General features: G+C 46.3%; 28 protein-coding genes. 13 read left to right on the forward strand and 15 right to left on the reverse strand.

The features are described from left to right. Positions 1 to 52: 52 nt before the first annotated feature. From AZI87_RS01230 to AZI87_RS01240, 3 genes are read right to left on the reverse strand one after another with little or no spacing between them, the layout of a single operon-like run. On the reverse strand, positions 53 to 607 hold the full coding sequence (locus tag AZI87_RS01230) for a hypothetical protein (protein ID WP_063204630.1): 555 nt from the start codon (positions 605 to 607) through the stop codon (positions 53 to 55). Then, positions 604 to 1,617: a hypothetical protein gene (locus AZI87_RS01235; RefSeq protein WP_063204631.1), complete on the reverse strand. Its 1,014-nt coding sequence runs from the start codon at positions 1,615 to 1,617 to the stop codon at positions 604 to 606. Before AZI87_RS01235 ends, AZI87_RS01230 begins: the two co-directional genes overlap by 4 nt. Further along, complete coding sequence (locus tag AZI87_RS01240; protein WP_063204632.1) at positions 1,608 to 2,261, reverse strand: hypothetical protein; 654 nt, start codon at positions 2,259 to 2,261, stop codon at positions 1,608 to 1,610. Before AZI87_RS01240 ends, AZI87_RS01235 begins: the two co-directional genes overlap by 10 nt. A gap of 204 nt (positions 2,262 to 2,465) precedes the next feature. On the opposite strand from AZI87_RS01240, the gene AZI87_RS01245 reads away from it, so the two are divergent. The 3 genes from AZI87_RS01245 (at position 2,466) to AZI87_RS01255 (ending at position 5,016) form a co-directional block, all read left to right on the forward strand. After that, a complete protein-coding gene (locus AZI87_RS01245; protein WP_063204633.1) occupies positions 2,466 to 3,773 on the forward strand; it encodes a hypothetical protein in 1,308 nt (435 codons plus the stop codon). Positions 3,774 to 3,782: 9 nt separating this feature from the next. Beyond that, positions 3,783 to 4,490: a hypothetical protein gene (locus AZI87_RS01250; protein ID WP_063204634.1), complete on the forward strand. Its 708-nt coding sequence runs from the start codon at positions 3,783 to 3,785 to the stop codon at positions 4,488 to 4,490. Between the two features lie 94 nt (positions 4,491 to 4,584). Beyond that, entirely contained in the window at positions 4,585 to 5,016 is a 432-nt protein-coding gene (locus AZI87_RS01255) for a hypothetical protein (RefSeq protein WP_063204635.1), read from the forward strand. On the opposite strand, the gene AZI87_RS01260 is transcribed toward AZI87_RS01255, so the two are convergent. The 3 genes from AZI87_RS01260 to AZI87_RS01270 are packed head-to-tail and all read right to left on the reverse strand — an operon-like array spanning position 5,013 to position 7,645. Continuing rightward, positions 5,013 to 5,813, reverse strand: a complete 801-nt coding sequence (locus AZI87_RS01260; RefSeq protein ID WP_063204636.1) for an ABC transporter ATP-binding protein — start codon at positions 5,811 to 5,813, stop codon at positions 5,013 to 5,015. The two genes, AZI87_RS01255 and AZI87_RS01260, sit on opposite strands and share 4 nt — an antisense overlap. Next, positions 5,810 to 6,628, reverse strand: coding sequence for an ABC transporter permease (locus AZI87_RS01265; protein WP_063204637.1), 819 nt, complete (start codon positions 6,626 to 6,628; stop codon positions 5,810 to 5,812). Before AZI87_RS01265 ends, AZI87_RS01260 begins: the two co-directional genes overlap by 4 nt. A gap of 6 nt (positions 6,629 to 6,634) precedes the next feature. Further along, entirely contained in the window at positions 6,635 to 7,645 is a 1,011-nt protein-coding gene (locus AZI87_RS01270) for an ABC transporter substrate-binding protein (protein WP_063204638.1), read from the reverse strand. 197 nt (positions 7,646 to 7,842) lie between these two features. On the opposite strand from AZI87_RS01270, the gene AZI87_RS01275 reads away from it, so the two are divergent. After that, a complete protein-coding gene (locus AZI87_RS01275) occupies positions 7,843 to 8,199 on the forward strand; it encodes a hypothetical protein (RefSeq protein ID WP_063204639.1) in 357 nt (118 codons plus the stop codon). Between the two features lie 55 nt (positions 8,200 to 8,254). On the opposite strand, the gene hutU is transcribed toward AZI87_RS01275, so the two are convergent. From hutU to AZI87_RS01290, 3 genes are all read right to left on the reverse strand, one after another. Then, positions 8,255 to 9,901, reverse strand: a complete 1,647-nt coding sequence (hutU, locus tag AZI87_RS01280) for a urocanate hydratase (RefSeq protein WP_063204640.1) — start codon at positions 9,899 to 9,901, stop codon at positions 8,255 to 8,257. Between the two features lie 34 nt (positions 9,902 to 9,935). After that, positions 9,936 to 11,471 (reverse strand): histidine ammonia-lyase, encoded by a 1,536-nt coding sequence (hutH, locus tag AZI87_RS01285; RefSeq protein ID WP_063204641.1) that lies wholly within the window; start codon positions 11,469 to 11,471, stop codon positions 9,936 to 9,938. Positions 11,472 to 11,775: 304 nt separating this feature from the next. Then, positions 11,776 to 12,303, reverse strand: coding sequence for an outer membrane beta-barrel protein (locus AZI87_RS01290; RefSeq protein ID WP_063204642.1), 528 nt, complete (start codon positions 12,301 to 12,303; stop codon positions 11,776 to 11,778). 144 nt (positions 12,304 to 12,447) lie between these two features. Between AZI87_RS01290 and AZI87_RS01295 the strand changes: the two genes are divergently transcribed. Continuing rightward, positions 12,448 to 12,945: an NUDIX domain-containing protein gene (locus AZI87_RS01295; RefSeq protein WP_063204643.1), complete on the forward strand. Its 498-nt coding sequence runs from the start codon at positions 12,448 to 12,450 to the stop codon at positions 12,943 to 12,945. Between the two features lie 76 nt (positions 12,946 to 13,021). Here the strand turns inward: AZI87_RS01295 and rpe are convergent, their stop codons facing one another. Genes rpe through lptG form a run of 4 tightly spaced genes read right to left on the reverse strand, consistent with a single transcriptional unit; the run spans position 13,022 to position 16,333 of the window. After that, the gene (gene rpe / locus AZI87_RS01300; RefSeq protein ID WP_063204644.1) at positions 13,022 to 13,648 is read right to left on the reverse strand and encodes a ribulose-phosphate 3-epimerase; all 627 of its coding nucleotides are present in this window, start codon (positions 13,646 to 13,648) and stop codon (positions 13,022 to 13,024) included. A 1-nt stretch (position 13,649) separates the two neighbouring features. Continuing rightward, the gene (fmt, locus tag AZI87_RS01305; RefSeq protein WP_063204645.1) at positions 13,650 to 14,597 is read right to left on the reverse strand and encodes a methionyl-tRNA formyltransferase; all 948 of its coding nucleotides are present in this window, start codon (positions 14,595 to 14,597) and stop codon (positions 13,650 to 13,652) included. Further along, positions 14,594 to 15,226, reverse strand: a complete 633-nt coding sequence (gene def / locus AZI87_RS01310; protein ID WP_081112091.1) for a peptide deformylase — start codon at positions 15,224 to 15,226, stop codon at positions 14,594 to 14,596. Before def ends, fmt begins: the two co-directional genes overlap by 4 nt. A gap of 27 nt (positions 15,227 to 15,253) precedes the next feature. Next, the gene (gene lptG, locus AZI87_RS01315) at positions 15,254 to 16,333 is read right to left on the reverse strand and encodes an LPS export ABC transporter permease LptG (RefSeq protein ID WP_063204646.1); all 1,080 of its coding nucleotides are present in this window, start codon (positions 16,331 to 16,333) and stop codon (positions 15,254 to 15,256) included. A 35-nt stretch (positions 16,334 to 16,368) separates the two neighbouring features. On the opposite strand from lptG, the gene AZI87_RS01320 reads away from it, so the two are divergent. From AZI87_RS01320 to AZI87_RS01340, 5 genes are read left to right on the forward strand one after another with little or no spacing between them, the layout of a single operon-like run. Then, entirely contained in the window at positions 16,369 to 17,469 is a 1,101-nt protein-coding gene (locus tag AZI87_RS01320) for a response regulator (RefSeq protein WP_081112092.1), read from the forward strand. Positions 17,470 to 17,517: 48 nt separating this feature from the next. Beyond that, positions 17,518 to 18,342 carry a carboxylating nicotinate-nucleotide diphosphorylase gene (gene nadC, locus AZI87_RS01325; RefSeq protein WP_063204648.1) on the forward strand — a complete coding sequence of 275 codons (825 nt, stop codon included), beginning with the start codon at positions 17,518 to 17,520 and terminating at the stop codon, positions 18,340 to 18,342. Continuing rightward, positions 18,342 to 19,091, forward strand: a complete 750-nt coding sequence (locus AZI87_RS01330; RefSeq protein WP_063204649.1) for a biotin--[acetyl-CoA-carboxylase] ligase — start codon at positions 18,342 to 18,344, stop codon at positions 19,089 to 19,091. The genes nadC and AZI87_RS01330 overlap by 1 nt, the downstream gene beginning before the upstream one ends. 9 nt (positions 19,092 to 19,100) lie before the next feature. Continuing rightward, positions 19,101 to 19,649, forward strand: a complete 549-nt coding sequence (locus AZI87_RS01335; RefSeq protein ID WP_063204650.1) for a thioredoxin family protein — start codon at positions 19,101 to 19,103, stop codon at positions 19,647 to 19,649. Between the two features lie 4 nt (positions 19,650 to 19,653). Next, positions 19,654 to 20,190, forward strand: coding sequence for an AraC family transcriptional regulator (locus AZI87_RS01340; protein WP_063204651.1), 537 nt, complete (start codon positions 19,654 to 19,656; stop codon positions 20,188 to 20,190). A gap of 115 nt (positions 20,191 to 20,305) precedes the next feature. Here AZI87_RS01340 and AZI87_RS01345 read toward each other — a convergent pair whose 3' ends face one another. Beyond that, positions 20,306 to 21,010, reverse strand: coding sequence for an SIMPL domain-containing protein (locus AZI87_RS01345; RefSeq protein WP_063204652.1), 705 nt, complete (start codon positions 21,008 to 21,010; stop codon positions 20,306 to 20,308). 144 nt (positions 21,011 to 21,154) lie between these two features. Here AZI87_RS01345 and AZI87_RS01350 point away from each other — a divergent pair, with 144 nt between their 5' ends. After that, positions 21,155 to 21,808, forward strand: a complete 654-nt coding sequence (locus tag AZI87_RS01350; RefSeq protein ID WP_063204653.1) for an OmpA family protein — start codon at positions 21,155 to 21,157, stop codon at positions 21,806 to 21,808. Positions 21,809 to 21,858: 50 nt separating this feature from the next. Here AZI87_RS01350 and AZI87_RS01355 read toward each other — a convergent pair whose 3' ends face one another. Beyond that, positions 21,859 to 22,434 carry a hypothetical protein gene (locus AZI87_RS01355; RefSeq protein ID WP_063204654.1) on the reverse strand — a complete coding sequence of 192 codons (576 nt, stop codon included), beginning with the start codon at positions 22,432 to 22,434 and terminating at the stop codon, positions 21,859 to 21,861. A gap of 180 nt (positions 22,435 to 22,614) precedes the next feature. Between AZI87_RS01355 and AZI87_RS01360 the strand changes: the two genes are divergently transcribed. Further along, positions 22,615 to 23,100 (forward strand): hypothetical protein, encoded by a 486-nt coding sequence (locus AZI87_RS01360; protein WP_063204655.1) that lies wholly within the window; start codon positions 22,615 to 22,617, stop codon positions 23,098 to 23,100. Positions 23,101 to 23,178: 78 nt separating this feature from the next. After that, positions 23,179 to 24,789, forward strand: coding sequence for an FAD-dependent oxidoreductase (locus AZI87_RS01365; RefSeq protein ID WP_063206515.1), 1,611 nt, complete (start codon positions 23,179 to 23,181; stop codon positions 24,787 to 24,789). Positions 24,790 to 24,854 lie beyond the last annotated feature (65 nt).

Raw genomic sequence — 24,854 nt, forward strand, 5'->3', positions numbered from 1 at the left:
GTCTAGATGCTTCCACAATTCTTGAAGAGTTCTAATTTTGAGACGGTGAAATTTAGAAACTGTAAGAGATAGCCAGGACGGCGTTCGCCCCGCCTAAAAAATAAAAAAGACCGCGCATGTCTTCGTCTTCGGATTGACTGGCGCTATAAATATTCACAGCCGCAATCAAAGCATGAGTCGCGACTCGAATCCAACGGCGATTTTCCCGCAATTCGTTTTGTTTCAAAAGATATCTTTGCAGCACTTCGTTCTTTTGTGCGAGTGAAAGTGATGAGCCCTCTAAGGCATAATAGAAAGACGAGGTCTCACTTCCTGCCCAATAGTAACTGGCCCCAACACCGATCGCAGCCAGCCCCACATTTGACGTGATTGCAAAAAGTGTCTGACTGAAAATCTCTTCAGAGTGAAAGTATCCTACCGTTCCACCGACAGCCGCCACCGCGCCTGAAATCATGTAACTTAAGCCTTTTAACTCCTGAGCTTTTTCTTCTTCTAAAACATGTTTACGAAATTCGTTCCATTGAACGGGACCGTCATAATGTCCGTCTTCAGAAAATGATTTCAATGGGCTTAAAAGAAGAATGAGCAAAAAGAGACTCAGCTTCATAGCGTGATTCCCATCTGAATAAAGACGCCTCGACTGACTTTTTCGCTCCAGTACGTTAAACCACTGGTGAAGTTTTTAAATGTTAAAAGAAAGCCGGCAGAATGATCGTACTCTGACACACTAGCCACCGCATGAAGGATACCCAACTCGTAAGCCGCCGCCACACGAAAAGCATCCCGCGCATTTTCAGTTTCTGAATGCAGATGAAACTGCACACCCAGTTCGAAAAGACCTAATGGCACCAGGGGTTTCATAGAAGCGCCAAGAAGCCCTTCAGGTTTGATCGGATACTCTTCGGTTTTTCTATCCGAAAAGCCCCATTGACTTAGCATCGCTGAAATCTGAGGCTGCCAAGCTAAATCTTCCCAGGCATAAAGAAGGCCCGGTTCGACGTACACCAGTTCTTGTGTTTCTGAAGCAAGTATTTCTTGAGAGTTTCCAGCAAAAGCTTCGCTCAAAGCGAAATACTGTCCGATAAATCGCACATGCGTGTAGCGCACCTGAATACCCGCATAAAGATTCTCGTACAAATAAGTTCCCGCCTGTCCTTTCACGCTTTGCTCTTCGGCTATAAGCAAATCAATCATCGGCAAAGAAGGATTTTCCATACGCGATATGGCAACGATGCGATAAGGTTCAAAAGACACGCCCCATTTCGGAGCTTGAAAAGAGGCTTCAAAAGAAAACTCTCCCTCAATATTTTCTCGGCGAGAAAAGAACTTCGCAACGGCGGCTTCGTCCTCTTTGCCCTTCAAAAGATCTTCCGCTTCTTTGATGTACTCAAGATTGCTTCCCATGAAAATATCAGCATCGAATCGACGGGCGCGATCTTTGGCGATAGCGGCAGGATTGCACGGCAGACCTTTTTGAACGCTATCCATCGTGTAACAAGAACTGCCCAATGAACGCGCCAAGAAACGAGTCGATCCATCACGCAAGGTGGATGGCAGCGTATTTGCTGAAGCCAAACAAGAAATGAAAAGTAAAAATAAGATCAGCCTTAGAAGCATACTGTCTCCCGCGGCCACGGCTTGGCTAAGGCTTCCGATTTTATTCTCTCAATGTCGTTTTGAAGCTGCTCACAATCTTTTTGTCTTTCAGGAAAGGATTTCTGCACATCCTTCACTAACAACTTCACAACATCTAAAATATTTAACGACCATGCAAAGAAGGGTCGTAACTCTTCGGTGCACACTTGACCTTGCGTGGTGATGAGATAGTTCCGCAGACCTTCGCTCACTAGGGACTTGATATACACAATTCTTAAGGTGGCGGAATACAACGCAGCTCCTGGCTCTGTGACGTCATGAAGAACTTGCAGCGCGCGCGATATATCTTCCCTAGGAGCGGAAGAAAGCTCTGGCACTTTTTCCCAATGCGCAGACATCTGGCGAAGCACATTTAAAAGTCCCGTTGTCGGTTCTGAAGTCTTCGAGTGCGCGATTTCTATCTGGGGAATTTCTTTAACGGCGACAAAAGAATAAATCTTTTCGATCTTCACCCCGGCCCGCGCCGCATAGGCTGAGGCCAAAGCCAGCTTCACGTGATAGTGCGGATCTTTTGCCGATAGCTCCGCGAAGTAAGAAATGGCCTCATCCGTGCGTCCGTCATCCAACAAAGAAAATCCCCTAGAAAGTGCTTTTTCTCGGGTCATCGGATCTTCTTTTGACTGGCACGACGAAAGTCCTAACAGTAGGACGAGTGCTAATTTAAGCGGGTTTCTATGCATAGGACACGGATGTTAACGCCTTGCATTGGAAAATTCGACAGGGCACGCGACGCAGTAAAAATTATTCATTGATCCTTACTTCGCCGCAATATACCCCTGCCACCGTGTAACACTTCTAAGGATGGTGTCATGTTTCGTCTACTATTAGTAACAACGACTTTTCTTGCTAGTTTTTCTGCGTCTGCGGCCGTTTGGACGTCCGTCAACGATTGGTCTTCTGCTTGGGAAGATCGTTATGCAGAATGGGTGCGCACTGAATGGCGCACAGACTTCTTCTCTCGTCGCACTTTACCCAATGGTCAAAGCAATCCTTATTATGGATTGAAAGTCGATTGTGCCGATACGGTTTATTCAATGCGTATTATCTTTGCGTATGAAAATCGTCTGCCTTTCGTCGCTCAAGATCCGACATCTTCCGGAAGAACGATCTCTAATAAGATGAGCCGTTGGGATGGTCAAAGCGAGACCAACCGCGTGCGCAATTTCTTGTGGTTCATCTATGAAACGATGAGCACTCGCTCTCTTCCGAATGACACTTACCCTGTCGCCATCAACCGCAATGTGATTCGCTCCGGTTCGTTGATTTTAACGACGAAGAAAAATCATCACTCATGGACCGTGAAAGAGATCTTGCCTATCGGTGTGCCTCACCTAGTTTACAACTCTGTTGTGGGTGCAACGACGGGTTTGGGTTTGCAAGAACGTCAATCTTGGCCAAATCCTGAATGGGTTTTCGAGGGAGAATACGCAGCTTCCGGACACGCAGGTTTCCGCGCTTGGAGACCGGCTTCTGCTTTGAATATCCCCGTGTGGCAAGTTCCAGGTTACAGCGAAGAACAGTACCGCATTCCATTGAACAAATGGGTTCGTTACGTGCAAAACCGCTTGGCACTTCGTCAAGAAACGGACGATCAAATGGTCGCACGTATGTTGAAAACTATTTGCGTGGGCTTTACAGACCGCGTGAACTATGCGCGCGAAGGTATCGACTACATCAAAAAGAATCCGCGCTGCATGAACTACGCAACTTACGACAACTACTCGACGCCAAATCGTGATCAACGCATTTTTGACGACATGATGTCTTTGCGTCGCGCTTACCGCGAGATCTTGCAAATCAATGGTGGCAATCAACTGAGTGCGGCCTCTGTTCAGCAATTGAATAAAATCTTCCCGTTCATCCAGCAAAGTGCGGCTTACGAAGCTTCTAAAATGACATCTTTAGGTGTTAGCAGCGCCTCAGTTTGCGTTACTGAATATTACCCGGGGCGCAAAATGGATTTGGCTGAGTTCAAGCGACGCATGTTTGCAGGCCTCATTTCCAATAATCCGCACGATGACCTTGAGTATCGCTGGGGCGAAGCGCGTGGACCTTCGCAGCGTGCAAGATCATGTCAATCGTGGGATTCTTGGAGTCCGGATCTTTCAAACAACTAGATAGGAACTATGAAACCGATCACTCTTAAAGTATGGATTCTGTGGGCGCTGGTGTTATTCATCTTAGGCGTCCTTGCAGATTATTATTTCTTACACATTCTTTTTCACGAAAAACAAAACGGCAACGGAACGCACATCGAAGCGATGGGCACGCCAGCCGAAACGCCTGCGGCCCAACCGACTCCAGAGACGGGGGTTGACTCTTCATTTCTTGACCGCAACGCCAGCGACGAATCGGCGAACAGTTTACCTCAACAGGACAACTTCCTAGCGTCTTTGAAAGCTTGTGCTCCTGAAATTGCAGCCCAAGCTATTGCAACACCCGAAGCTTTGCTTGAGTACTTGCAAAAAAGTGTGGGTGTAGCTCGCGAAGAAATCGCCGTTGAGAATTATCATCTGACATTGAAAGACGGAACTCTTCGTCGCGTTCACGTGATTGCCGCTGACAACACGAACTCTGCGGATAAAAAAGAAATCCGCTATTTCAAATTGGATGCCGAAGGGTATCCCGAACGTCTTCCGTTGAAAAGCGATGAAACTGTCGAATCCTTGCTCGCTCAAGGAACCGTGACAAAGCATGAAGTAAAATCAAAATTAGATCTTAAAGATGGATCGAGTGTCAGCCTTGAAATGCACGACCAGCGTGCCTTTGAATTCCAGTACGACAATCACGGAAAAGTACTTTCCTGCCGTCTGCGCGCCTGCCAATGTCCTTAGGACCTTCCTTGGTCTAGGACCGCATTAAGTTGCTGTCACAGTATTTCAAATCACAGCCCCTCTGATAGAGTAAATGTTAGAGGGTCTTTGATCTATGCCAAACTCGCAGTCCTTTTTACATTCTAGAAGCCTGTGGACTTACTATGTACTTTTCTTTTCAGGCTCGACCGTTTTGCTTTATCAAGCGTTTGGTTGGAATGTGTTTGGCGACTCGGTCAACTTCTTATGTCTGCTGTTTTTAATCCACGGATTTGCAGCGAAGAAATTCCTGCACATCATTGAAAATTCTTTGCTGGTAACCCTGGGATACATTCTTCCCCTTCTAATTCGCAATTCGCTGAAACTTTCTTATTCCGAAGCACCTTCGATGAAAGACTTTTTGCATTTAGGTTTGATCTCAACGGCGACAACGTTGGGATTTGGATTTGCGTTTTCGCTTCTGGGTTATGTTGTGCGTTGGGCGCGCCACAAAGTTCTTCGCCTGTCTCGCGGCAAAATCAACACCCGCGCCTTGCAGGATGACTAATCTCCGGTCGTCGCACGCAGCTGCGCCTCTTCAAAACGATTCTGTTCTGCCATAACAAGTTCAGACAGTTCTTTTTTAAGAGCATTGAATTCCGGCGATGCGGGATTGCGGGGCCTCTGAATTCCCACATGAATATCACGCTTCACTGTTCCTGGGCGATAGCTCATCACAATGATTCTATCTGCCAGATAAATGGACTCTTCAATAGAGTGTGTGACAAAGACGATGGTCTTTTTAAACTCACTCCAAATTTTTAAAAGCTCATCTTGAAGACTGCGCCGAGTGAGGGCATCTAAAGCCCCGAAAGGTTCATCCATCAGCATGATCGGAGAATCCAAGGCAAGGACTCTTGCGATGGCCACACGTTGCCTCATTCCTCCTGAAAGGTCTTTGGGGAAACGTTTTTTAAAATCGGTCAGTTTTAAAATTCTTAAAAGATCATCCAGCTTCTTAGTAATTTTATCTGGATTTTCTTTACGAATCTTCAGACCGAAGACAATGTTTTCTTCGACCGTCATCCAGGGAAAGAGCGCATATTCTTGAAAGACCATGCCGCGGTCCGGGCCGGGTTCGGCAATCAATTTTTGTTCGACTTTGATTTGTCCCTCGGTCGGTAACGAGAAGCCCGCAATCGCATTAAGCAGTGTGCTCTTACCGCAGCCGGAAGGACCGAGCAGGCACACAAACTCTCCGGGTTGGATATCGAAGGTGATATCTTTTAAGGCGACGACATCTCCGCCATCACCTTTAAAGACTTTATGAACGTGCTCGATTTCAATGTGGGCCGCCTTGCTCATTCAAGCCCCCGATGCCAGCGTAGAAGATAATTATTTAGTTTGCTAACAGCAGAGTCGATGGCTAACCCCAAAAGACCGATAGAGAACATACCGGCGATAATTTTATCAGACCAAAAGAATTCCCGAGCTTCCAAGATACGATAGCCTAAACCATTATTCACCGCGATCATTTCGGCCACGATCATACAGATAAATCCTGTTCCAATACCAATACGCACGCCGCTTAAGATGTAAGGCATTGCTGCTGGTAAAATCACTTTCATAAACATGACTCCGGGAGTAGCCCCCAAGTTTTTGGCAGCGCGAATATAAATGCTGTCCACCGCGCGCACCCCGACAATTGTATTCATCAAGACAGGAAAGAAAGCGCCCAGAGCAATCAGAAAGACAGCCGGTGGATCACCAAGACCGAACCACAAAATCGCCAGCGGAATATACGCGATTGGGGGAATCGGTCTTAACACTTGAATCAAAGGATTCAGATAATCATACACGTGAGTGCTTGCCCCCATCATCAGACCCAATGGCAAAGCCAAGCCAGCCCCAATCAAAAAACCCACCGCCACGCGGTAGGTGCTTGAGATCAAATCGCGAATGAGTTCTCCGGAAAACATCCAGGAGAAGTATGACTCTTTGGCGGGATCGTAAGGTTCATAGGGTAAGAGGTATTCATACCACTTGATAAGAACAGATGAGGGTGCAGGCAAGACCTGAGGATTCACCCATCCGGCACGCACCACCAACTCCCAAAGGGCGACGACCAAAAAAGGAACCCAAATACCCTTTAAAGATGAGGACCAATTCTTCAAAATGATCTCCTGCTATTTAACACCGACGGCTTTTTTTGCATCCGCCAACAGATCTAACTTCACCCAGTCCGCCGCCTTCGGAGGGTTCTTCATACGACCCACTCCGTATTTTGCCATCATGTCCGTTGTGATCTGCATGTGTTCGACAGTTAAGTCGTAAGTGTAATCCGCATTATCCATGGCATCTTTGAAATCCTGCGAAGTGATTTGACCTTTGAACATTTTTTGAATGACAAACTTTTCGGCGATCTCGGGTTTATCAATGAAAAGTTTCGTCGCCTCGACAAAACACTTCATGAATCTTTCAGCTACGGGTCTTTTTTCTTTGTACATTTTTTCGGTCATCACCATGGTACGAATCGGCTCTCCCATCGCGGTGTCATAGGGCTTTAAAAGTTCCACGCCGAAGCCTTTGTTAATAGCTTGTGAAGACTGCGGTTCGCTTTGGGACATCGCCATGATATTTTTAGATTGAAGAGCTTGATTTAAATCTGCAAAAGCCATGAAGACAATTTGCACATCTTTACCGGGTTGATCGGACCACGTCAGATTGTGCTTAGCTAGTTCCGCATAAAGTAAGAGTTCTTGGGCTCCCCCGCGAGCGACTCCGACTTTTTTGCCTTTAAGATCTTTTACTGTTTTGATACCGGAATCTTTAGCGACCACGATACGGGCCCCTCCCTTAGAAAAACCCGCAACGGCAAAGACGGGTGCCCCCCCGGCTCTTCCCGCAATCGCGGCATCGGCCGCACTGGCCGCCACATCAATTTCACCGGCAATAATGGCTGGAACGATATCCAATCCCTTGGCGAAGACCCGCTCTTGGACATTTAAATTATACTTATGGCAATACTCGGAAAGATAACTGATAGCGCCGTAGTGAGCGAACTTAAGGTTACCAACCCGCACTAAGTCGGGAGCCGCTTTCGCATCTAAATTAAAGATGCTTAAGAGTAAGAGGAAGAAGAAACCCAAAATCAACTTCGAATTCTTACCGTTCTTCTTAACACCAAGATGTTGCATAAACGAGCCTCCGTGAAGTACGCCGTACTTTTGTTGTCGGATGCACCGTAAGCACGGCCATTTCAGTAAACGCTGCAATGACCCGACCCGCAATAAGTCTTATGACAGGCCTTTTCAATGTCGACCTACAGATGTCATTTCTGAAACTTTGTTAAATGAAGGTCTTCCGTAATACTGCAGTAAACCAAGGAGTAGTCATGGCACAAAAAAGAAGATCGGCTACGGCGGCGGCAAAGAAGAAAACAGGTTCTCGTAAAAAAGCAAAATCCGCTTCTGCGAAAACTAAAAAAGCGCCAAAGCTAGCCCAAACAAAAATGGAAATGAAAAAAAGTCGCGCGACTCAAAAAGCCCCTCCCGCATCACCTAAGAAGTCTCGCGCTAAAGCCGGAGTTGAAACCACAATGGATTCTCCGCGCGAACCTGCACGTGAACTTGAAGAAGGTTTAACAGCGCAGCCAAAGATGAAACTTTCAAGAAAAGGAAGTGGCGATTTTCGCGAAAGACAAAGATCTGTTTCACAACCGAATGCTGTCAATCCCGCAGGAAGACGATAGCACTGACTAAAGATTGAAAGAAAAAGAGCCTTCTTATCAGAAGGCTCTTTCATATTTATAACCAAAGACTTTTCACACCGCGCTCTTCAGCGACTTCTTTTGCAAGCTCATAGCCCGCATCCAAGTGCCTGAAGACGCCCATTGCTGGATCGGCAGTGAGAACGCGCTCTAAACGACGAGCGGCTTTTTCAGTTCCGTCGGCCACGATAACTTGTCCTGCGTGTTGACTATATCCCATGCCCACGCCACCGCCGTGATGCAAGCTCACCCACGTTGCTCCGCAAGCAGTATTTACAAGGGCATTCAGAAGAGCCCAGTCACTCACGGCATCAGATCCATCTTTCATCGCTTCTGTTTCACGGTTTGGACTTGCGACAGAACCGCAATCCAAGTGATCACGACCAATCACGATCGGCGCTTTCACTTTTCCTTCCGCCACAAGCTGATTGAACATCAAGCCCGCTTTAGCGCGCTCGCCGTATTCAAGCCAGCAGATACGCGCCGGCAGACCTTGGAACGCAATACGCTCTTCAGCCATATCCAACCAACGAAGTAGGTCTTTCTTGTGAGGGAAAAGCTTTCTCATCGCATCGTCTGTCACTTTGATATCGTTAGGATCGCCGGACAAAGCCACCCAGCGGAAAGGACCACTGCCTTTACAGAATAGAGGGCGGATGAATGCAGGTACGAATCCAGGATAATCAAAGGCATTCGTCACACCTGCTTCGTAAGCGCGCGCACGAAGGTTGTTACCGTAATCAAAAGTCACGGCCCCTTTATCTTTCATCGCCAGCATACCGCGAACATGTTTTGCCATTGAAGCATAGGCTGCGTCTAAATAAGCTTTTTGATCGCGCTCACGGAATTCCTTCGCTGTCTCGACCGTGCAACCTTCAGGAATATAACCCACCAATGGATCATGTGCTGAAGTTTGGTCTGTCAAAAGATCCGGAGTAAAACCTTTTTCAATCATTTGATGAATAACGGTCGCCATATTGCCCAGAAGAGCGATGGATTTTGCTTCACCAGACGCTGTGTATTTTTTCACGCGTGCTAAAGCATCATCAAGATCTGTAGCGACTTCGTCGACGTATTTTGTTTCAAGACGTTTTTGAATACGAGTAGGATCAATTTCGACGGCCAAAACTGTGGCACCTGCAAAAACACCGGCAAGAGGTTGCGCTCCACCCATACCACCTAGGCCTGCCGTCAAAATCACACGGCCTTTAAGGTTTCCGCCAAAATGTTGGCGACCGGCTTCAACGAATGATTCGTAAGTTCCCTGGATGATACCTTGAGTTCCGATGTAGATCCACGAACCCGCCGTCATCTGACCGTACATCATCAGACCTTTTTTATCGAGCTCATTGAAGTGTTCCCATGTCGCCCACTTCGGTACAAGGTTCGAGTTTGCAAGAAGAACGCGTGGAGCATCTTCATGAGTTTTCAAGATTCCAATCGGCTTACCCGATTGAACCAAAAGTGTTTCGTCGTTTTCTAGATTTTTTAAAGCTTCAAGAATTTTATCAAAGCTTTCCCAGTTACGAGCGGCTTTACCAATACCACCGTAAACAACCAGATCTTCCGGACGCTCTGCCACCACTGGATCCAAATTGTTTTGAATCATTCTGTAAGCAGCTTCTTGCAACCAGCCCTTACAAACCATTTTATTTCCTGTAGGAGCCTTTACAACACGAGACATTTTCCCTCCAAAAGGTGCCAAATAAAAAATTAAATTACCATTCCATCGGACCGACGGCTTTTTCAGCCACAGTCACTAGCTCGTTTGAAAGCATCATCGCTTTAATAGCTTCGATGTCTTTGTAGAAGATACGATCTTCTTTAGCGTATGGAACTGTTTTACGAATGTGATCAAACACAGCCTTCACGGCCGCATTCGGTTGAAGTGGCGCTAACATGTCAATAGCCTGACATGCCGACAACAGCTCCATAGCAACAACATGTTCTGCGTTTCTTAGAATTTGCGCGAACTTTCTTGCGGCGATCGTGCCCATTGATACGTGGTCTTCTTTTTCCGCTGAAGTCGGGATGGAATCCACCGATGCAGGATGCGCCAAAACTTTATTTTCGCTGACCAAGGAAGCCGCCGCCACTTGCACAATCATGTGACCTGAGTTCAAACCACCGTTCGGAGTTAAGAACGCGGGAAGCTCACTCATCTGAGTTGAGATCATTTTAGAAATACGGCACTCACTGATGCTGGCTTGAGAAGAAATGGCGATACCGGCAAAGTCCATCGCATGCGCCACAGGCATTCCGTGGAAGTTGCCGCATGAAAGAACTTTGTTTTCATCGGCGAATACCAACGGATTGTCTGTTGAAGAGTTGGCTTCAGTTTCCAAAACTTTAACAACATAACGAAGAGCATCTTTAGCGGCCCCATGAACTGCTGGCATACAACGAAGTGAATAAGCATCTTGTACGCGAGGGTCGTTGATGGAATGACTTTCAGAAATCTGGCTGGTCTCGCCCAAAATTTTCATCAGGTTGCGCGCTGTTTTCGCTTCGCCTGGATGAGGACGAGTGGCCGAGATCAAGGGATCAAAAGCTTTGCGTGTGCCACGAAGGCCTTCTAAAGACATCGCGCCTGCGATATCCGCAAGCCACAATAAACGGCGTGCTTCCCACAATGAAAGAAGACCGACAGACGTCATCACCTGACAGCCGTTGATCATTGAAAGACCTTCTTTAGCTTTCAACTCTAAAGGCTCGATGTTTTTTTCTTTCAACAATTCACGGACGTCGACGGCTTGACCGTCTTTACCCCACGCCAAACCTTCGCCGATGATTGTTAGTGCTAAGTGAGAAAGCGGGGCTAAGTCACCACTCGCCCCTACGGAGCCTTGTGAAGGCACTACCGGGATGATGTCGTTGTTGAGGAACTCAAGGATTTTATCTACGACCAGCGGGCGGATACCGCTGTGACCTTTAGCCAAAGCATTGGCACGAAGAACCATCATCGCACGCGTTTCTTTTTTCGTGAACGGAGTGCCGACACCCACTGAGTGGGAACGAATCAGATTTCTTTGCAACTGCTCAATTTCAGCGTCAGAGATACGAACGGAAGAAAAGGCACCAAAACCTGTGTTCACTCCGTACATCACTTCACCACTAGAAATGCGGCCTTCAATATACGAACGAGATTTTTGCATCGCCGCTCTACCGCTGGCTGCCAACTCCACCTTCATGCTAGGTGTGGTCGCGATTTGGTAAAGGTTTTCTAAAGTGATGTTTTCACCGTTAATTTGCATAGAACTGACTCCCTTAAAAACGAACCGCATCCTAGCGCAAGGACTCTAGTTTAGGTACTTTCTGTGTGGTTTGCGCCTTGCGTAATTTGGTGCTTTTTGGGGTTGGGCAGTACGGCGTCTTTGAATGTTTCCTTAAACGGAAACAGTTCCTTTGCGGAAGTCGTTAAAATGGCTTTACCCCCGTGGGACTCGTGGCTGTTCGAAGTACTTAGGCTGTGTTTGGGTGCCCGCGCCTGGAAGTTGTTCAAAATAAAAAAAGGAGTTGGTTGACCAACTCCTTTTTAGTTTTGCTTCTAGATTTTTATTAGAACTCAAGAGGTAAAGAGACTGAAAGAACGTAAGAGTCGTTCTTTGCATCAGTTGCCAAATCATTACCATCAAGCTCTGTGAAAGTTTCATTTAAGTACTCAAGATTCAATGAAATGAATGGCAAGCCTGTGAATGCGACACCCACTTTGTAGTTAGAACCTTTAAGTTTACCAGAATCTTCAAGTTTGATTTCATTCAAGAAACCATATCCAACCCAAGCTCTCACTAAGATTGGGAAATCGATACCGACAACACCATAAGCTGTACTTCTTTTTGCATCTTCATTCGCGCCAGCATCTGGTTTTGATTCCGCGCTGACTCCTAAAGTGTAATCAAGTCCCGCCCAGAACATAATTGGCGTTTTGTAAGCCAAACGAAGCCCTAGTTGAGTACCATCCAATTTACCATCTGGATCTTTAGTTTTACCCATCTCATAGCCAAGATATGGCTCCACTAAAAGATCGGCGTGCGACACGCTTGTAAAGCCTAGAATCAAAGCAAAGACTGCCATGAGCTTTTTCATAAAATTCTCCTTTTGTAATCCAAAACACTTAGGATTCGTCTAAAATTTTGAAAGGACTCTTTACAGAGGTCAATGACACTTCCACTGCGTACACGACCTTCTAAGAGTTCTTCTGGTTGAAAAACCAGTCCAGGGGAAACGCTTATGTTACGAACCTTCAAGGATGACAAAGAGTTCTATGCCTCCCTGCCCAAAAAGCGTATTGGCGCGGGCGTACTGCTTTTCTATAAGGGGGATTTGTTGATAGTGCAGCCAACTTATAATCCGGGATGGATTTTGCCTGGAGGCACTGTCGAAGGTGAAGAATCTCCCCTCGAAGGATTGCATCGCGAAGTCCGCGAAGAGCTGTCGATCGCCATTGATCCCCGCGATCTTATTTCTGTCGATTATATTTCAAACAAAGACGTCAAAGGCGAATACATCCAATTCCTTTTCACCGCCAAAGAGCTGACAGAGGTGCAAGCACAAAGCATTCGCTTAGACCCTTACGAGCTTCGCGATCATAAATTTGTCGATATTGAAAAAGCCCTGACTTTGCTGACACCTTCGGTAGCAAAGCGTGTGGGACATAGCTTGATTGCGATGGAAGAAAAGAAAGGCGCAGTTTATTTGGAAAACGGATCACCGTTTGTGAACTTATAAAATAACAGTTTACCCGCGCCATTTCTTCCGCCGCGATTTAGATTTATTTTTTTATTTTGATATTCCGAAGGAAGGTTTACTTTAAAGATGCAATTGCCGTCTTATAGTCTTTACTAAAAACGTAACTACCTGCCACAAACACATCGGCTTCGTGGCAAAGCTTTGCGGTTTCTGCGTTGATGCCACCATCGACTTCAATAAGACAATTCAATTTTTTTGCGTTGATTTCCTGGCGCAGCTTCGAAATTTTTTCGATTTGGTCGTGCATGAAAGACTGACCACCAAAACCAGGTTCTACCGTCATCACTAATACAAGATCACACAATGGCAAAAGCGGAAGAACAGTCGCTAACGAAGTTTTGGGTCGCAAAGTGATGCCAGGTTTAGCACCCAATTCACGAATGCGGCGAAGAACCGCAACAGGATCTTTGGTAGCTTCCACGTGAATGGTTAAATAATCACTACCCGCCTTAATAAAATCTTCGACGTAGCGCTCGGGCTCTTCGATCATCAAGTGAACATCCAGGGGAAGTGGAGACACTTTCTTCAAAGACTTAACAACCGGAATACCGATCGTGATATTGGGAACAAAGCGCCCGTCCATCACATCCACGTGAATCCAGTCCGCCCCCGCTTCGGCAACGGCCTTGATTTCTTTTTCAAGATTCGCAAAATCCGCTGACAAAATAGAGGGAGCGACCATCTTAGACACCGAGCTTGTCTCCTACTTTAAGATCATGACCTTTTAAGAAGTCCGCCACCTTCATGCGATTGCGAGACTCTGGCTGAACTTCGTATATTTTTAAAATGCCATCACCTGTCGCCACCGACAAGTGATCTGCATTGACTGTCGTGATACTTCCTGGCTCTGCACTCACCGGTCCACTAACGGGAACCGCTTTATGCAGTTTCAATTTTTTACCTTGAAGCAAAGTGAAAACTCCCGGCCCGTAAACGAAACCACGAATTTTCCCGTCAATCGCTTTTGCAGAAAGATTCCAGTCCACCTGCGATTCATGCTTTTCAATTTTTTTAGCAATGGTGACTTGCGACTCATCTTGCGGCGTGGGCGCTAAGTTGCCACGCACATAATCCATCAGCTCCACACGCAAAAGATCCGCACCCAACTCTGCAAGTTTATCGTGAAGTTCTAATGCATTCATTTCGGGAGTGATCTTCACGCGACGAATGCCGATGATGTCTCCAGCATCGAGCTTCTTCACCATCTTTTGTAGAGTCACGCCACTTTCAAGATCGCCCGCTTCAATCGCACGTTGAATGGGAGCCGCTCCCCGCCATCGCGGCAAAACAGATCCGTGAACATTCACGCAGCCAAAACGAAAAGAATCTAAAAAATTTTGTGTCAGAATTTGCCCGAAGGCGACGACAACACCAACTTCTGCTCCCCAGCTAGCAATTTCTGCAACAGCAGCGGCGTCCGCTTTTAAGGATTCAGGAGAAATAACTTTTAAATTGTGGGCTTGAGCTAAAACCTTCACCGGACTTGGTGTCAGTTGCAATTTACGTCCTGCGGGACGATCAGGTTGAGTGACAACTCCGACGACCTCAAAGTGCTCATCTTTCAGAAGAGCTTGCAAAGAGGTCACGGCAAATTCAGGGGTTCCAAGAAAACAGACGCGGACCTTACTCACACTTCCAACTTTTCTTTGCCTGGTCCTGCTCCAGCTTTCGCATCCGCTCCAGCACTGCCGGCGTCCGCCGCTTTATCTTTCACAGGGTAGCCGTACTTTTTGATTTGGTTTTTGATCTTATTGCCTTTAACGAAGCTCAAGTGATCGACGAAAAGAGTGCCCTCTAAGTGATCCAGCTCGTGCTGCATACAGATCGCAAGAAGACCATCAGTTTTTACGATGAACTCTTTGCCATTCAAATCAAAAGCTTTCATTTCGATATAGTTATAGCGCTCCACAGTTTCGTAGTAACCAGGGATAGATAAGCAACCTTCGTCGAAAGTTGTTTTGCCTTCGCCTTTAACAATTTCGGGATTGATTAGAATCAACGGTTGAGGAACGGCTTTTTCAAGATCCGTCATGTCTTCGTACTTATAACGACGACCTTTATCATCTTTAGGGCGAGTGTCGATAACAACCATACGCACCAACTCACCCACTTGCGGAGCCGCAAGTCCGATGCCGTTCGCGTCGTACATAGTTTCGATCATATCCTCGGAAAGCTTTTTTAGCTCAGGACCAAACTCCGTGACAGGTTTAGAAACTTCACGCAATTTCGGATCTGGGAATGTGAGGATTTTCATGATCATAGGAACCTCCGAGAGGCCCCCATTATATCAGCGTTTCAGCCTTTTGAGAAGGACCAAGGCCACGACCGTCATGACAATGTTGGGCATCCATGAAGCCACATAAGGAGGCAAAGTCCCATGCTGCCCTAAAGTGATTCCCGACGAATAAAACACGTAATAGGCGAAAACCAGCCCTAAGCAGATCCCGACATTCAGCATTGTACCACCCGAACGAGCTCGCCCGACGCTGAAAGGGATGCCTAAAAGACACATGACGAGGCCGGCAAAGGCAAAGCTGACCTTGGCGTGATAGTCGACCTCATAGGCCACTGTATCCAGGCCCGCGTTTTTGTTCTTTTCGATAAAGTGTTTTAGCTCTGCCTGCGACATCATATCGGCCGTCTGACCCGCGCTTTGCAGGTCTTTGGAGTCCTCGGCCATGACAATGTTTTTCTTTTTAAACTGTGTCGTTAAAGGAAAACTGGAGTTCTTGGTAAAGACCGTGACGGCACCGTTTTCAAGTAGCCACTGCGAGCCCTGAATGATGACTTCGCGAGATGTGATCATCTGCACCAGATCCCAAGCATCGTTGAAGAAATACATCGTCAAGCCTTGGGCGCGGTCCCCTTTGGCGTTCAAAGTCTGAATGTTGAAGATCGAGTTCTTAGAGCGGTACCAGATCTTATCAGTTTTGATCGTCGAAAAACGATGCGGCTCTTTTTTCAGATCATAATAAAGAATGTAGTTCTTTTCTTTCGTCGCTTTTGGAATCAGGCGATCCGAGGCGTAATAACCCAGAACAGAAATAAAGCTGACGCAGATAAGGATCGGCGCGGAAATACGCAGAAGACTCATTCCACTCGCAAATAACGCGACGAGTTCATTCGCCTTATTCAAACTTGAAAGCGTCAAGATTGTGCCCAACAAACAGGCAACCGGAAGAAGCTTCGAAATGATTTCAGGGAACGAATACAGATAGTAATTCAAGAGTGCCGAGGGAGCGACATTCTTATAATTCACCATCGTGGACATGGCGTCGACAGCGGTGAAGATCGTCAAAAACACTAAAAGACCACCCAGGAAATATCCCCAAAACAGCCATGTTGTGTATCTGTCGATTCTGTTCACTTGACTACTCCCGGTTTTCCTATTCTACTTTCCATATGGCTTTACGCGTCTTGCTTGCAGATGAGAGTTCCACAATCAAAAAAGTAATGCAACTGGCATTGTCTGACTTCGGTGTCGAAGTGAAGGCCGTTCCCGTGGGACTTGATGTATTAGCCGTCACCAAAAGCTTCAAACCCGATATTGTATTTGCCGACGTACTTTTGACAAAGCGTTCAGGTTACGAAGTTTGTTCTGATCTTAAGAACGATTCTGAAACAGCTCACATCCCGGTTGTGTTGATGTGGAGCGGTTTCATGGAGATCGACGAAGCCAAAGCCACTCAATGCCAAGCCGATCGTCGCTTGGAAAAGCCTTTTGATGCGGATCTTTTGCGCTCGATCGTCACTGATTTGGTGCAAAAGACCAAGTCCAATCCTATCAGCAATTTCTTGGCTTTTCCGGATATGCCTGAGTTTGAAGAAACGCCTTCATCCCCTCAAGAACAGCAGGTTGCGGAAGTTACGGCTTCAAAAAGCGGCAATATCTATGCAATTCCTGAAGCCGGTGAAAATGAGTTCGATCATATTCCTGAAATTGAAAATCCCGATGTGAATCCTTTGGAGTTGAACGACGAAGAATTTTCTTCGGTTCCATTGACGAATCCAAAAATGGCGGATGAGCATGACGAAGGTGGTTGGGCTCATCAAGATTTGACGAAATTTAAAATCAATTTGCCTGAGACTGAAAATAACGATTTTGCCTCTAAGTTTGTCATCCCGCAGGATGACGAATTATCGCAAGCGCATATTGAAGTCGCTGGTGATTTTGAAGAAATCAGCTTTGAAAAGCCTGCGGCACAGACAAAGACGAAAATTCCTTTAGAGTCCGACTCTTTCATTAACAAAGTTGAAAAATCAGTGAAAGAGCAGATGATGGAAACATTGTCGAAAGGGCCACAAAAAGCGGCACCTTCTAATGCTCAGCCCAATTCTCAATCCAAAGTAGACTTAAACGGCAATATGATGGAAAAGGTTATTCGTGAGGAAGCTCGCGAAGTGATTGAGTCTATTTGCTGGAAAGTTCTTCCTGAAATCGCGGAAAGAATCATCCGCGAAGAGATCAATAAAATCCTCCGCGAAACAGAGAAATCTATTTAAGCATCAGCCTTTATAAAAGCCTGGTGCTTTTGAAAGAGGTCGATTGCTATGACATTGTTGGAGCTCATCCGCGCTGCCATCAAAGAAGACATGCCTCAAGGCGATGTCACTACCGAATCTTTAGCACTTAAACCACGCATGGGCCGTGCTCGCCTGAAAGCCAAGGAAGACATTGTTCTTTCTGGAGCCATGGCTTTTGAACAATCCATGCAAGCCTTAGAACCCAGCGCCCGCGTGAAGTGGCACTTTGAAGAAGGTGACGAGATTTTAAAAAATCAGATCATCTGCACTATCGAAGGCGACTTAGTACAAATTCTTAAAGCCGAGCGTGTAGCTTTGAATTTCTTGGGACATCTTTCTGGTATTGCTACTCACACTCGTCGTTTCGTGAAACAAATTGCCGGAACTAAGACTAAAATCCTGGATACTCGAAAAACGACACCGGCTTTCCGTGAACTGGAAAAGCGCGCGGTCGTTCATGGGGGTGGTGTGAATCACCGCATGAATTTAAGTACTGCGATTCTTATCAAAGACAATCACATCTCTGTGATGGGTGGAATCACAGCGGCGGTGAATCGCGTGCGTGAACACTCTCAGCTTCCCATCGAAGTGGAAGCTCGCACTTTGGAAGAAGTGAAAGAGGCTGTCGGTCTGAACGTTCAACGCCTTCTCTTAGACAACATGGATAACGAGACTTTGAAAAAAGCTTTAACCATGATCCCTGCCGAAGTTGAAACGGAAGCTAGCGGAAACATGAATCTAGAGCGCGTTCGCTCTGTCGCTGAAATCGGTGTGAACTTTATTTCCGTCGGTGCTTTGACTCACTCTGCACCTTGCGCGGACGTGAGCCTTATCTTCCACTGGGAGGACTAATGGATACTCCTTTAGCTGACATCCGTATTGGGCAAGTGACATCACAGTGGGCGGAAAGCAATCACTTGTATGTCTCTTACAAAACACAACAAGACAGCACAAATTCTCTCGCTAAAGAAGAAGCCTTTGAAGAAAGTCTTTTGGAAGAGTCTTTGTGTCTTTACGTGACGGACCATCAAACTGCTGGACGTGGCCGCGGTAAAAACACGTGGCTGGATGCCCATCACGGAAGTGCGTTGCTAAGTTCGTGGTCTTTTCTTTTGGGAATCAAACCACAGCCGACGACTTCTTGCTTGGTGGGACTCGCCGTCTACCGCGCCTGTTCGACAACGTGGCCCTTTTTACCTTGGAACTTGAAAGCTCCGAATGACATTTACATCGGAGATAAAAAAGTGGCGGGCATTCTTTTAGAAAGCCTGGTTCAAGGAAGCGACGTGCGCTTAATTATCGGCCTGGGCTTTAATGTCACTGCTTCTCCTGAAGAGGTTGAAACCGCAACAAGCCTGATTGAATCTTTACCTCAGGGCGCTCCCCTATTGGGCCAAGACTACATGGCTTTTTTGGACCGTTTGTTGTTTGAATTAACAGATGCGGTTTCTCACTGTGATGAAGCTTTAAGTCCGACAGATCAATTGTCCTTGTTGACGGCTTTGAATCAACATCCTTTGTTGAAAGAAAAGTACACCGGCATGGAGGCTGATGGCAGCCTGCTTATTGGCGATAAAAAAATCAATTGGACGACTCTTTAGGAGGAAATCATGGCTTTGACATTCACTCCGTTCCCCGATTTAGGAAATGCTTGTCCAGAGTTTAAGCTTCCGGCAACGGACGGGAAAACTTATTCCTTAAAAGATTTCCCGACGGGACATCCTTTGGTTGTGATGTTCATCTGCAATCACTGCCCCTATGTTCAAGCCATTGAAGACCGCCTGATTCAACTGGGTCAGGATTTGAAAAAACAAAACGTATCGGTTGTTGCTATTTGCTCTAACGACGCGAAATCCCATCCTGAAGACTCTTTTGAGAATCTAAAAAAACGTGCGGAAGAAAAATCTTACCCGTTTGTTTATCTTTACGATGAGTCTCAAGAAGTCGCTCACAAGTTCGGCGCGGTCTGTACACCGGACTTCTTTGTATATGATAAAAATCACAAGCTTGCGTACCGCGGTCGCCTGGATGACTCTTGGAAAGATGCTAGCAAAGTGACAAAGCGCGAACTTTACGAAGCCGTGCAAACCTTAATAAAAGATCAAAAAGTTTCTGAAGAACAAACGGCCTCTATGGGCTGCTCAATCAAATGGATATAACAGCATGAAGTATATTTTATTTTTCATTCTAGTCGCGATGGTTTCATTCGGTCTTTTCCTTTCCAACTATTTGGGAGCTTGGAAAGGCGTCGACATCTCTGAATCACAGCAAGGTCCTTTTAAAACCGTGTACCTTGAGCATGTAGGCCCCTATCACAAAGTAAATAAAGTGATCGAAAAAGTGGAAAAATTCATGGCTTCACAAGGCGCACCTTGTGGTCGCACTTTCGGTGAATACATGGATGATCCACAAACAACAGAGGAAGCACGCCTTCGCTCTAAAGTGGGTTGCATCGTTGCTGAAGTTCCAGCAAACCTACCTGAAGACTTCAAATCTGGCGAAATTCCAGCGCGCAAATACGTTGTGGCGGTCTTCACAGGTTCTCCCGGCATCGGCCCTATGAAAGTCTACCCTCGTGTGAACGACTACATGCTAAAACAAAACCTAAAACAAACTGAAGCCGTCGTTGAAATCTACGAGATCCACTCGATCACTGAGAAAAACGCCATGACAACGACGTACCTATTCCCAGTCCAATAGGTACCTGCTTCCCTTCGTGTTAAAAAAAAAGAGGAGCCATAAGCTCCTCTTTTTTTTTAAAGTGCCTGCTTCTTTTTTGTACTGCTCTGCACGACAAAAAAGAAGCAGGCACCTTTTAGTTGATTTCGTATTCGGCGGTGACTTCTACGCGGACTTTGATTTGGCCGGAAGCTACGTCTGTGGATGCGGCTTCGGCGATGGCTTTATTGAAAGTGGCATAGAACGGTTGCGGTGGTGATTGGGATTGGTTGCTGGTGATTTTACCAACGGCTTTGATTTTAACTCCTGCCGCTTTGGCGATTTCTTCGGCTTTTACTTTGGCGGCGCGAACGGCGTCCCCCAGAGCAGCTGTTTCGACCTGCATTCTTTTGTCTGAATCCCAAGTTAATGATGCAACGTTCACTCCGGAAGTCTGAGTTTTCTTATCAGACACAATTGCGTCCAAGAAGTTTCCAGCGTCATCAATTTTACGCAAAGTCACTTGCAGGCTTTGAGTCACTCGGAAGCCCGTCATTCTGTTTTGCTGAGTTTTTTGATCGTACTCGTATTCAGGATTCAAACTGTAGTTGTCCGTTTGAACGTCTTCTTTCTTGATTTTGAAATCCTCAAAGACCTTCTTTACATTCTTGAACTGGCTAGCGGCCATTTGCTGGGCTTGTTTTGCTGCTGGAGCTTTTGCCCACACGCTGATAGAGATGTTTACAAGATTCGGGTCTAAGCCTCGCTCGGCCACACCGTTGACCACAATCAAGTTGTCTGCGTGAGCCGCAGACGCCACTAAAGTAAGTGCTATAAGAGCACAGCTTAAAATCTTACTCATAAATTCCCCTTTCCATGGGCTACCTCAAAATTCTAATCCAGGCCCTAGGTAAGGTAAACTTCTTCGCGAGGTCCAACGCATTGATTCTAATATTGCGCTTCATTCGGCTTTGTTTTGATAATAGAGCCCTAGAGGAGTTCATTCATGAAAAAGTTAATTTTAATCGGGACAGCAGTGGCGATGATTGCTACGGGCTGTGCAACAGCGAACGAAAATCCAAACACAGCAAAAGGTGCTGGTATCGGTGCCGGTGTGGGCGCCGTTGTGGGAGCCGTGATTGGTCACCAAACAGGTCGTCGCAATGAAGGTGCGTTGATCGGTGCGGCCTTGGGTGCAGGTCTTGGCGGAGCTGTTGGTCACCGTTTGGATAAGCAACAAAAAGAATTGGCAAAAATCGCAGAGACAAAAAGAACAGAGCAAGGTCTTATCACAAAACTTAAAAGTGATATCTTGTTCGACACTGGTAAAGCAGACCTAAAACCGCAAGCCAAAGAAAACATCAATCAATTGGCGGCGATCATGAAGAAGTATCCAGAGAATGTTCTGACAGTTCGCGGTTACACAGACGATACAGGCAGCCAAATGGTGAACAACCCGTTGTCTCAACAACGTGCAGAAGCTGTTCGCAATCAGCTTGTAGCATCAGGCGTTCCTGCAAACACAGCAACAGCAGTGGGCATGGGTGCGGCTAACCCGGTTGATCCAGGAAAAACAAAAGAAGCTCGCGCTAAAAACCGCCGTGTAGAAATCGAAATCACGGTGGATGAATCTAAAGTTCCTAAGAACGCGCAAAAATAATTTGTTTTAGAAAAGACAAAATAAAAAGGCATCCCGAGGGATGCCTTTTTTTATTTCATGAGATTGCGGGCGATTTCTAAGAAGCGCGCCTCTGTCACTTCCGGCGGCCACGGGATGATAGGGAACTCAAAAGGCTCATCCTCCCCGATATTCCAAGAAGCTAAATCCTTTGTGATCAGGTCGCGAACCTCAGTTGCTAGCAAACGACGATCGATCTGTTTTACGACTTTGGGAAGTGGGAATTCCAAATTGAATTTCTGCGAGATCGCCCAGTGAATACGCGACTCTATAATTTCAAAATCAGGTAGAAGCGCTTTTACCGGAGACACCAAATCCCCGACATAAGCTTCAGTCGCATCATGAAACAACATGTGCAACGCGATCTCTTTCGTTGGAGAAACCTCTGCACCTAAGCAAGAGTGCTGACCCACGCTATAGAAAAAACGTGTGTGTCCATTAAAGCGCGCCTGACGAGCTAATGCACAAGCAATGTCTTCCATACGCACTGCTGCTGGGTCTGGATCCAAGATATTAAAACGTGTCCCGGAAAGAGTGATCACCCAGGATTTTTTGATGATTTCAGGTCTATTCAGCTTTTCGGTAAGTTCAGGCATCGCAATATTCATGAACGAAGTCCTTACCCGAAAGGGTTCCGTGTTGCATGAGTTTTCTCGTGATTCAAAGCATCATTTTGGCCTCAAATGAAATCTGTTGGATCAGTCATAAAACAAAAACCGGTGTTCCTGTGTTGAGAACTTTCAAGCAACAGAAATAAAACCATCATCACAACTTTTAAAGGAGATCGTATGAAAAAAATCATCGCACTATTTTTAGGAATTCTTTCTACATCGGCGATTGCTCACGCTTACTCTGCGGATATGTCATGGGACGAAATCAACCGTTCAAAATACCTTCACCCGAAGGCCCCTACAGTGTACATGGGTCGCTCTATTGACTACATGTTCGTTTGCCAAGATGGCGATCGTTTGCGCACACAAAAGCCTGTGGACATCACAGAGACTCGAAGCTATGGCGGTGACCGCATGGAAGTTGTGGTCGTTGGACGTGAATATCTATCAACTCCAATCAGTTATGTTCACACTGTGGAAGACTGCTTCTGGAATACAAATCAACGTATTTGCAAAGACGTCGACGTCTATGGCTCATATCCCTTGACCGTGACGATCCCGGTTTACAAACGTATTTCAAACCGCAACGTAGAACGTGAAGAGCTTCTATTTAGAAAATCTTACACGGTTCCTTCGTGTAACGACGTGGTACAGCCGCACTAGGATTTCAATTACTTCTCAACTAGAGAAGCCCCTGCTTCTCTAGTTGTGATTTTCAGTTGGAAAACTTATTTAGACGCCATGCAAAGACGTGATTTTTTAAAGACGACAGCGACATTGGCGGCTCTTTCTTCTCTTCCAACGAAAACCTTGGCTCAAGGTTCTTCTTGGGTATCCAAAAACCTGACTGACGATTGGCCTATTGCACGCCTTTCTGACAACGAATCTTCAAGCCTCGATTTTAATGGCGACAACATCGATCGCCCGCACGACATTCTTTGGAATATCGATGGCTACATCGAAAAACAAGGTGGCGAACCGAAAGTCTCTGAAGAGTTGGACGTCGTTGTCGTCGGTGGTGGTATTGGTGGCCTCGCCAGCGCCTACTATCTTCGTCATAAAAAAATCGCCCTTCTTGAACAGGATTATCGCTTGGGTGGCAACACCAAGGGAGAAATGTACAAAGATGCGATCTACAGCATTGGTGCGGCTTACTTGGCTGAACCCGATGCCGAATCTCAATTAGGCATTTTACTGCGTGAGCTGGATATTCACGATAAGGCCCGTCGTGAGACGGGTGATGAAACCACCGTGTTCTATAATAAAAAATTCGCGCGTCCTTTCTGGGAAGGCGCCAGTGCGGATGCTCACGCCGACTTTAAAAAGTTCCACGCACGCTTAAAGCAGATCTTCAATGAAGCAGACTTTGGTTTCGAAAGTGATTTCGCCAAAGAATATGACCAAATGACGGCGGAAGAGTGGGTCGATAAAGAATTCCCGAATATTCATCCGCATATCAAAGAGTACATGCAGCTTTACGGCTGGAGTTCTTTCTGTGGCTCTATCGATGAACTTTCTGCTTTTCAATATTTGGGTTTCATCAGTTCTGAGACCGGAGCGCTTTTAGCGTATCCAGGTGGGAACTCTTATGTTGCGCAAAAGATGGCGATCCAAATTCGCAAAGATGCCGGCAAAGAATCCTTGCGCTCTGGCTGCATGGTTTTAAGAGTGAAGGCTGAAGGCGGCGGAGCAACGGTGCTTTATGTTGACGGCATGGGCGTATTAAAGAAAATCAAAGCAAATCATGTTGTCATGGCTTGCCCTAAGTTTGTCGCTCGTCGTTTGCTTCCGCAAATGCCAAAGCAACAAGATACAACGATTGATCTTCTTCCCTACCGTGCTTACTTGGTCGGAAACATCATCACGAAAAAGCCGATTCAAAGTCCAAGCTATGAGCTTTACTGCTTAACAGGAAAAATGCCTCCCTCACCGACGGCAATGAAGCGCGGCGATCGAAGCTTCACCGACATTTGTTTTGGAACGTGGGCTCAGGAAGAAAAAACCCAGCACAGTGTCCTGACTTTGTACCAAGGTATCGCTTACGATGGCGCTCGTCAGTTCTTGTTCAACCCAGCCTCCCATGACAAATACAAAGCGAAGTATCTTACTGATATTGAGCCCGTTCTTAATGCCTTGGGTTTATCACAAAACGACATTCACGGTGTGCGCATGACTCGCTGGGGACATGCTCTTCCGGTCGCGGCTAAAGGTCTTCTTGCTGCAAGAACAGCACAGATTGCCTCTGCATCTATTCACGACGTGATTCACTTCGCGAACCAAGACAACTGGATGACTCCTTGCTTTGAGGCGGCTCACCAAGCAGCGATTGAAGTTTCCTCGCTTATTAAATAAAAAACTTCTGTCTTAATTTGAGAATGAAGACAGAAAATCCTTAAGCTCACAGGCAATAAATCGAT

It is taken from the genome of Bdellovibrio bacteriovorus (assembly GCF_001592745.1).
GTDB lineage: Bacteria > Bdellovibrionota > Bdellovibrionia > Bdellovibrionales > Bdellovibrionaceae > Bdellovibrio > Bdellovibrio bacteriovorus_B.

Excerpts from the sequence above, each read along its gene's own strand:
- AZI87_RS01360 (WP_063204655.1), top strand. The coding sequence starts at position 22,615 with ATGAAAAAAATCATCGCACTATTTTTAGGAATTCTTTCTACATCGGCG.
- AZI87_RS01345 (WP_063204652.1), bottom strand. The coding sequence starts at position 21,010 with ATGAGTAAGATTTTAAGCTGTGCTCTTATAGCACTTACTTTAGTGGCG.
- AZI87_RS01295 (WP_063204643.1), top strand. The coding sequence starts at position 12,448 with ATGTTACGAACCTTCAAGGATGACAAAGAGTTCTATGCCTCCCTGCCC.
- rpe (WP_063204644.1), bottom strand. The coding sequence starts at position 13,648 with ATGGTCGCTCCCTCTATTTTGTCAGCGGATTTTGCGAATCTTGAAAAA.
- AZI87_RS01335 (WP_063204650.1), top strand. The coding sequence starts at position 19,101 with ATGGCTTTGACATTCACTCCGTTCCCCGATTTAGGAAATGCTTGTCCA.
- AZI87_RS01320 (WP_081112092.1), top strand. The coding sequence starts at position 16,369 with ATGGCTTTACGCGTCTTGCTTGCAGATGAGAGTTCCACAATCAAAAAA.
- AZI87_RS01340 (WP_063204651.1), top strand. The coding sequence starts at position 19,654 with ATGAAGTATATTTTATTTTTCATTCTAGTCGCGATGGTTTCATTCGGT.
- AZI87_RS01365 (WP_063206515.1), top strand. The coding sequence starts at position 23,179 with ATGCAAAGACGTGATTTTTTAAAGACGACAGCGACATTGGCGGCTCTT.
- def (WP_081112091.1), bottom strand. The coding sequence starts at position 15,226 with ATGATCATGAAAATCCTCACATTCCCAGATCCGAAATTGCGTGAAGTT.
- AZI87_RS01270 (WP_063204638.1), bottom strand. The coding sequence starts at position 7,645 with ATGCAACATCTTGGTGTTAAGAAGAACGGTAAGAATTCGAAGTTGATT.
- AZI87_RS01230 (WP_063204630.1), bottom strand. The coding sequence starts at position 607 with ATGAAGCTGAGTCTCTTTTTGCTCATTCTTCTTTTAAGCCCATTGAAA.
- hutH (WP_063204641.1), bottom strand. The coding sequence starts at position 11,471 with ATGCAAATTAACGGTGAAAACATCACTTTAGAAAACCTTTACCAAATC.
- AZI87_RS01275 (WP_063204639.1), top strand. The coding sequence starts at position 7,843 with ATGGCACAAAAAAGAAGATCGGCTACGGCGGCGGCAAAGAAGAAAACA.
- AZI87_RS01290 (WP_063204642.1), bottom strand. The coding sequence starts at position 12,303 with ATGAAAAAGCTCATGGCAGTCTTTGCTTTGATTCTAGGCTTTACAAGC.
- nadC (WP_063204648.1), top strand. The coding sequence starts at position 17,518 with ATGACATTGTTGGAGCTCATCCGCGCTGCCATCAAAGAAGACATGCCT.
- AZI87_RS01330 (WP_063204649.1), top strand. The coding sequence starts at position 18,342 with ATGGATACTCCTTTAGCTGACATCCGTATTGGGCAAGTGACATCACAG.
- AZI87_RS01255 (WP_063204635.1), top strand. The coding sequence starts at position 4,585 with ATGCCAAACTCGCAGTCCTTTTTACATTCTAGAAGCCTGTGGACTTAC.
- AZI87_RS01350 (WP_063204653.1), top strand. The coding sequence starts at position 21,155 with ATGAAAAAGTTAATTTTAATCGGGACAGCAGTGGCGATGATTGCTACG.
- AZI87_RS01250 (WP_063204634.1), top strand. The coding sequence starts at position 3,783 with ATGAAACCGATCACTCTTAAAGTATGGATTCTGTGGGCGCTGGTGTTA.
- AZI87_RS01355 (WP_063204654.1), bottom strand. The coding sequence starts at position 22,434 with ATGAATATTGCGATGCCTGAACTTACCGAAAAGCTGAATAGACCTGAA.
- hutU (WP_063204640.1), bottom strand. The coding sequence starts at position 9,901 with ATGTCTCGTGTTGTAAAGGCTCCTACAGGAAATAAAATGGTTTGTAAG.
- AZI87_RS01245 (WP_063204633.1), top strand. The coding sequence starts at position 2,466 with ATGTTTCGTCTACTATTAGTAACAACGACTTTTCTTGCTAGTTTTTCT.
- AZI87_RS01240 (WP_063204632.1), bottom strand. The coding sequence starts at position 2,261 with ATGACCCGAGAAAAAGCACTTTCTAGGGGATTTTCTTTGTTGGATGAC.
- AZI87_RS01235 (WP_063204631.1), bottom strand. The coding sequence starts at position 1,617 with ATGCTTCTAAGGCTGATCTTATTTTTACTTTTCATTTCTTGTTTGGCT.
- AZI87_RS01260 (WP_063204636.1), bottom strand. The coding sequence starts at position 5,813 with ATGAGCAAGGCGGCCCACATTGAAATCGAGCACGTTCATAAAGTCTTT.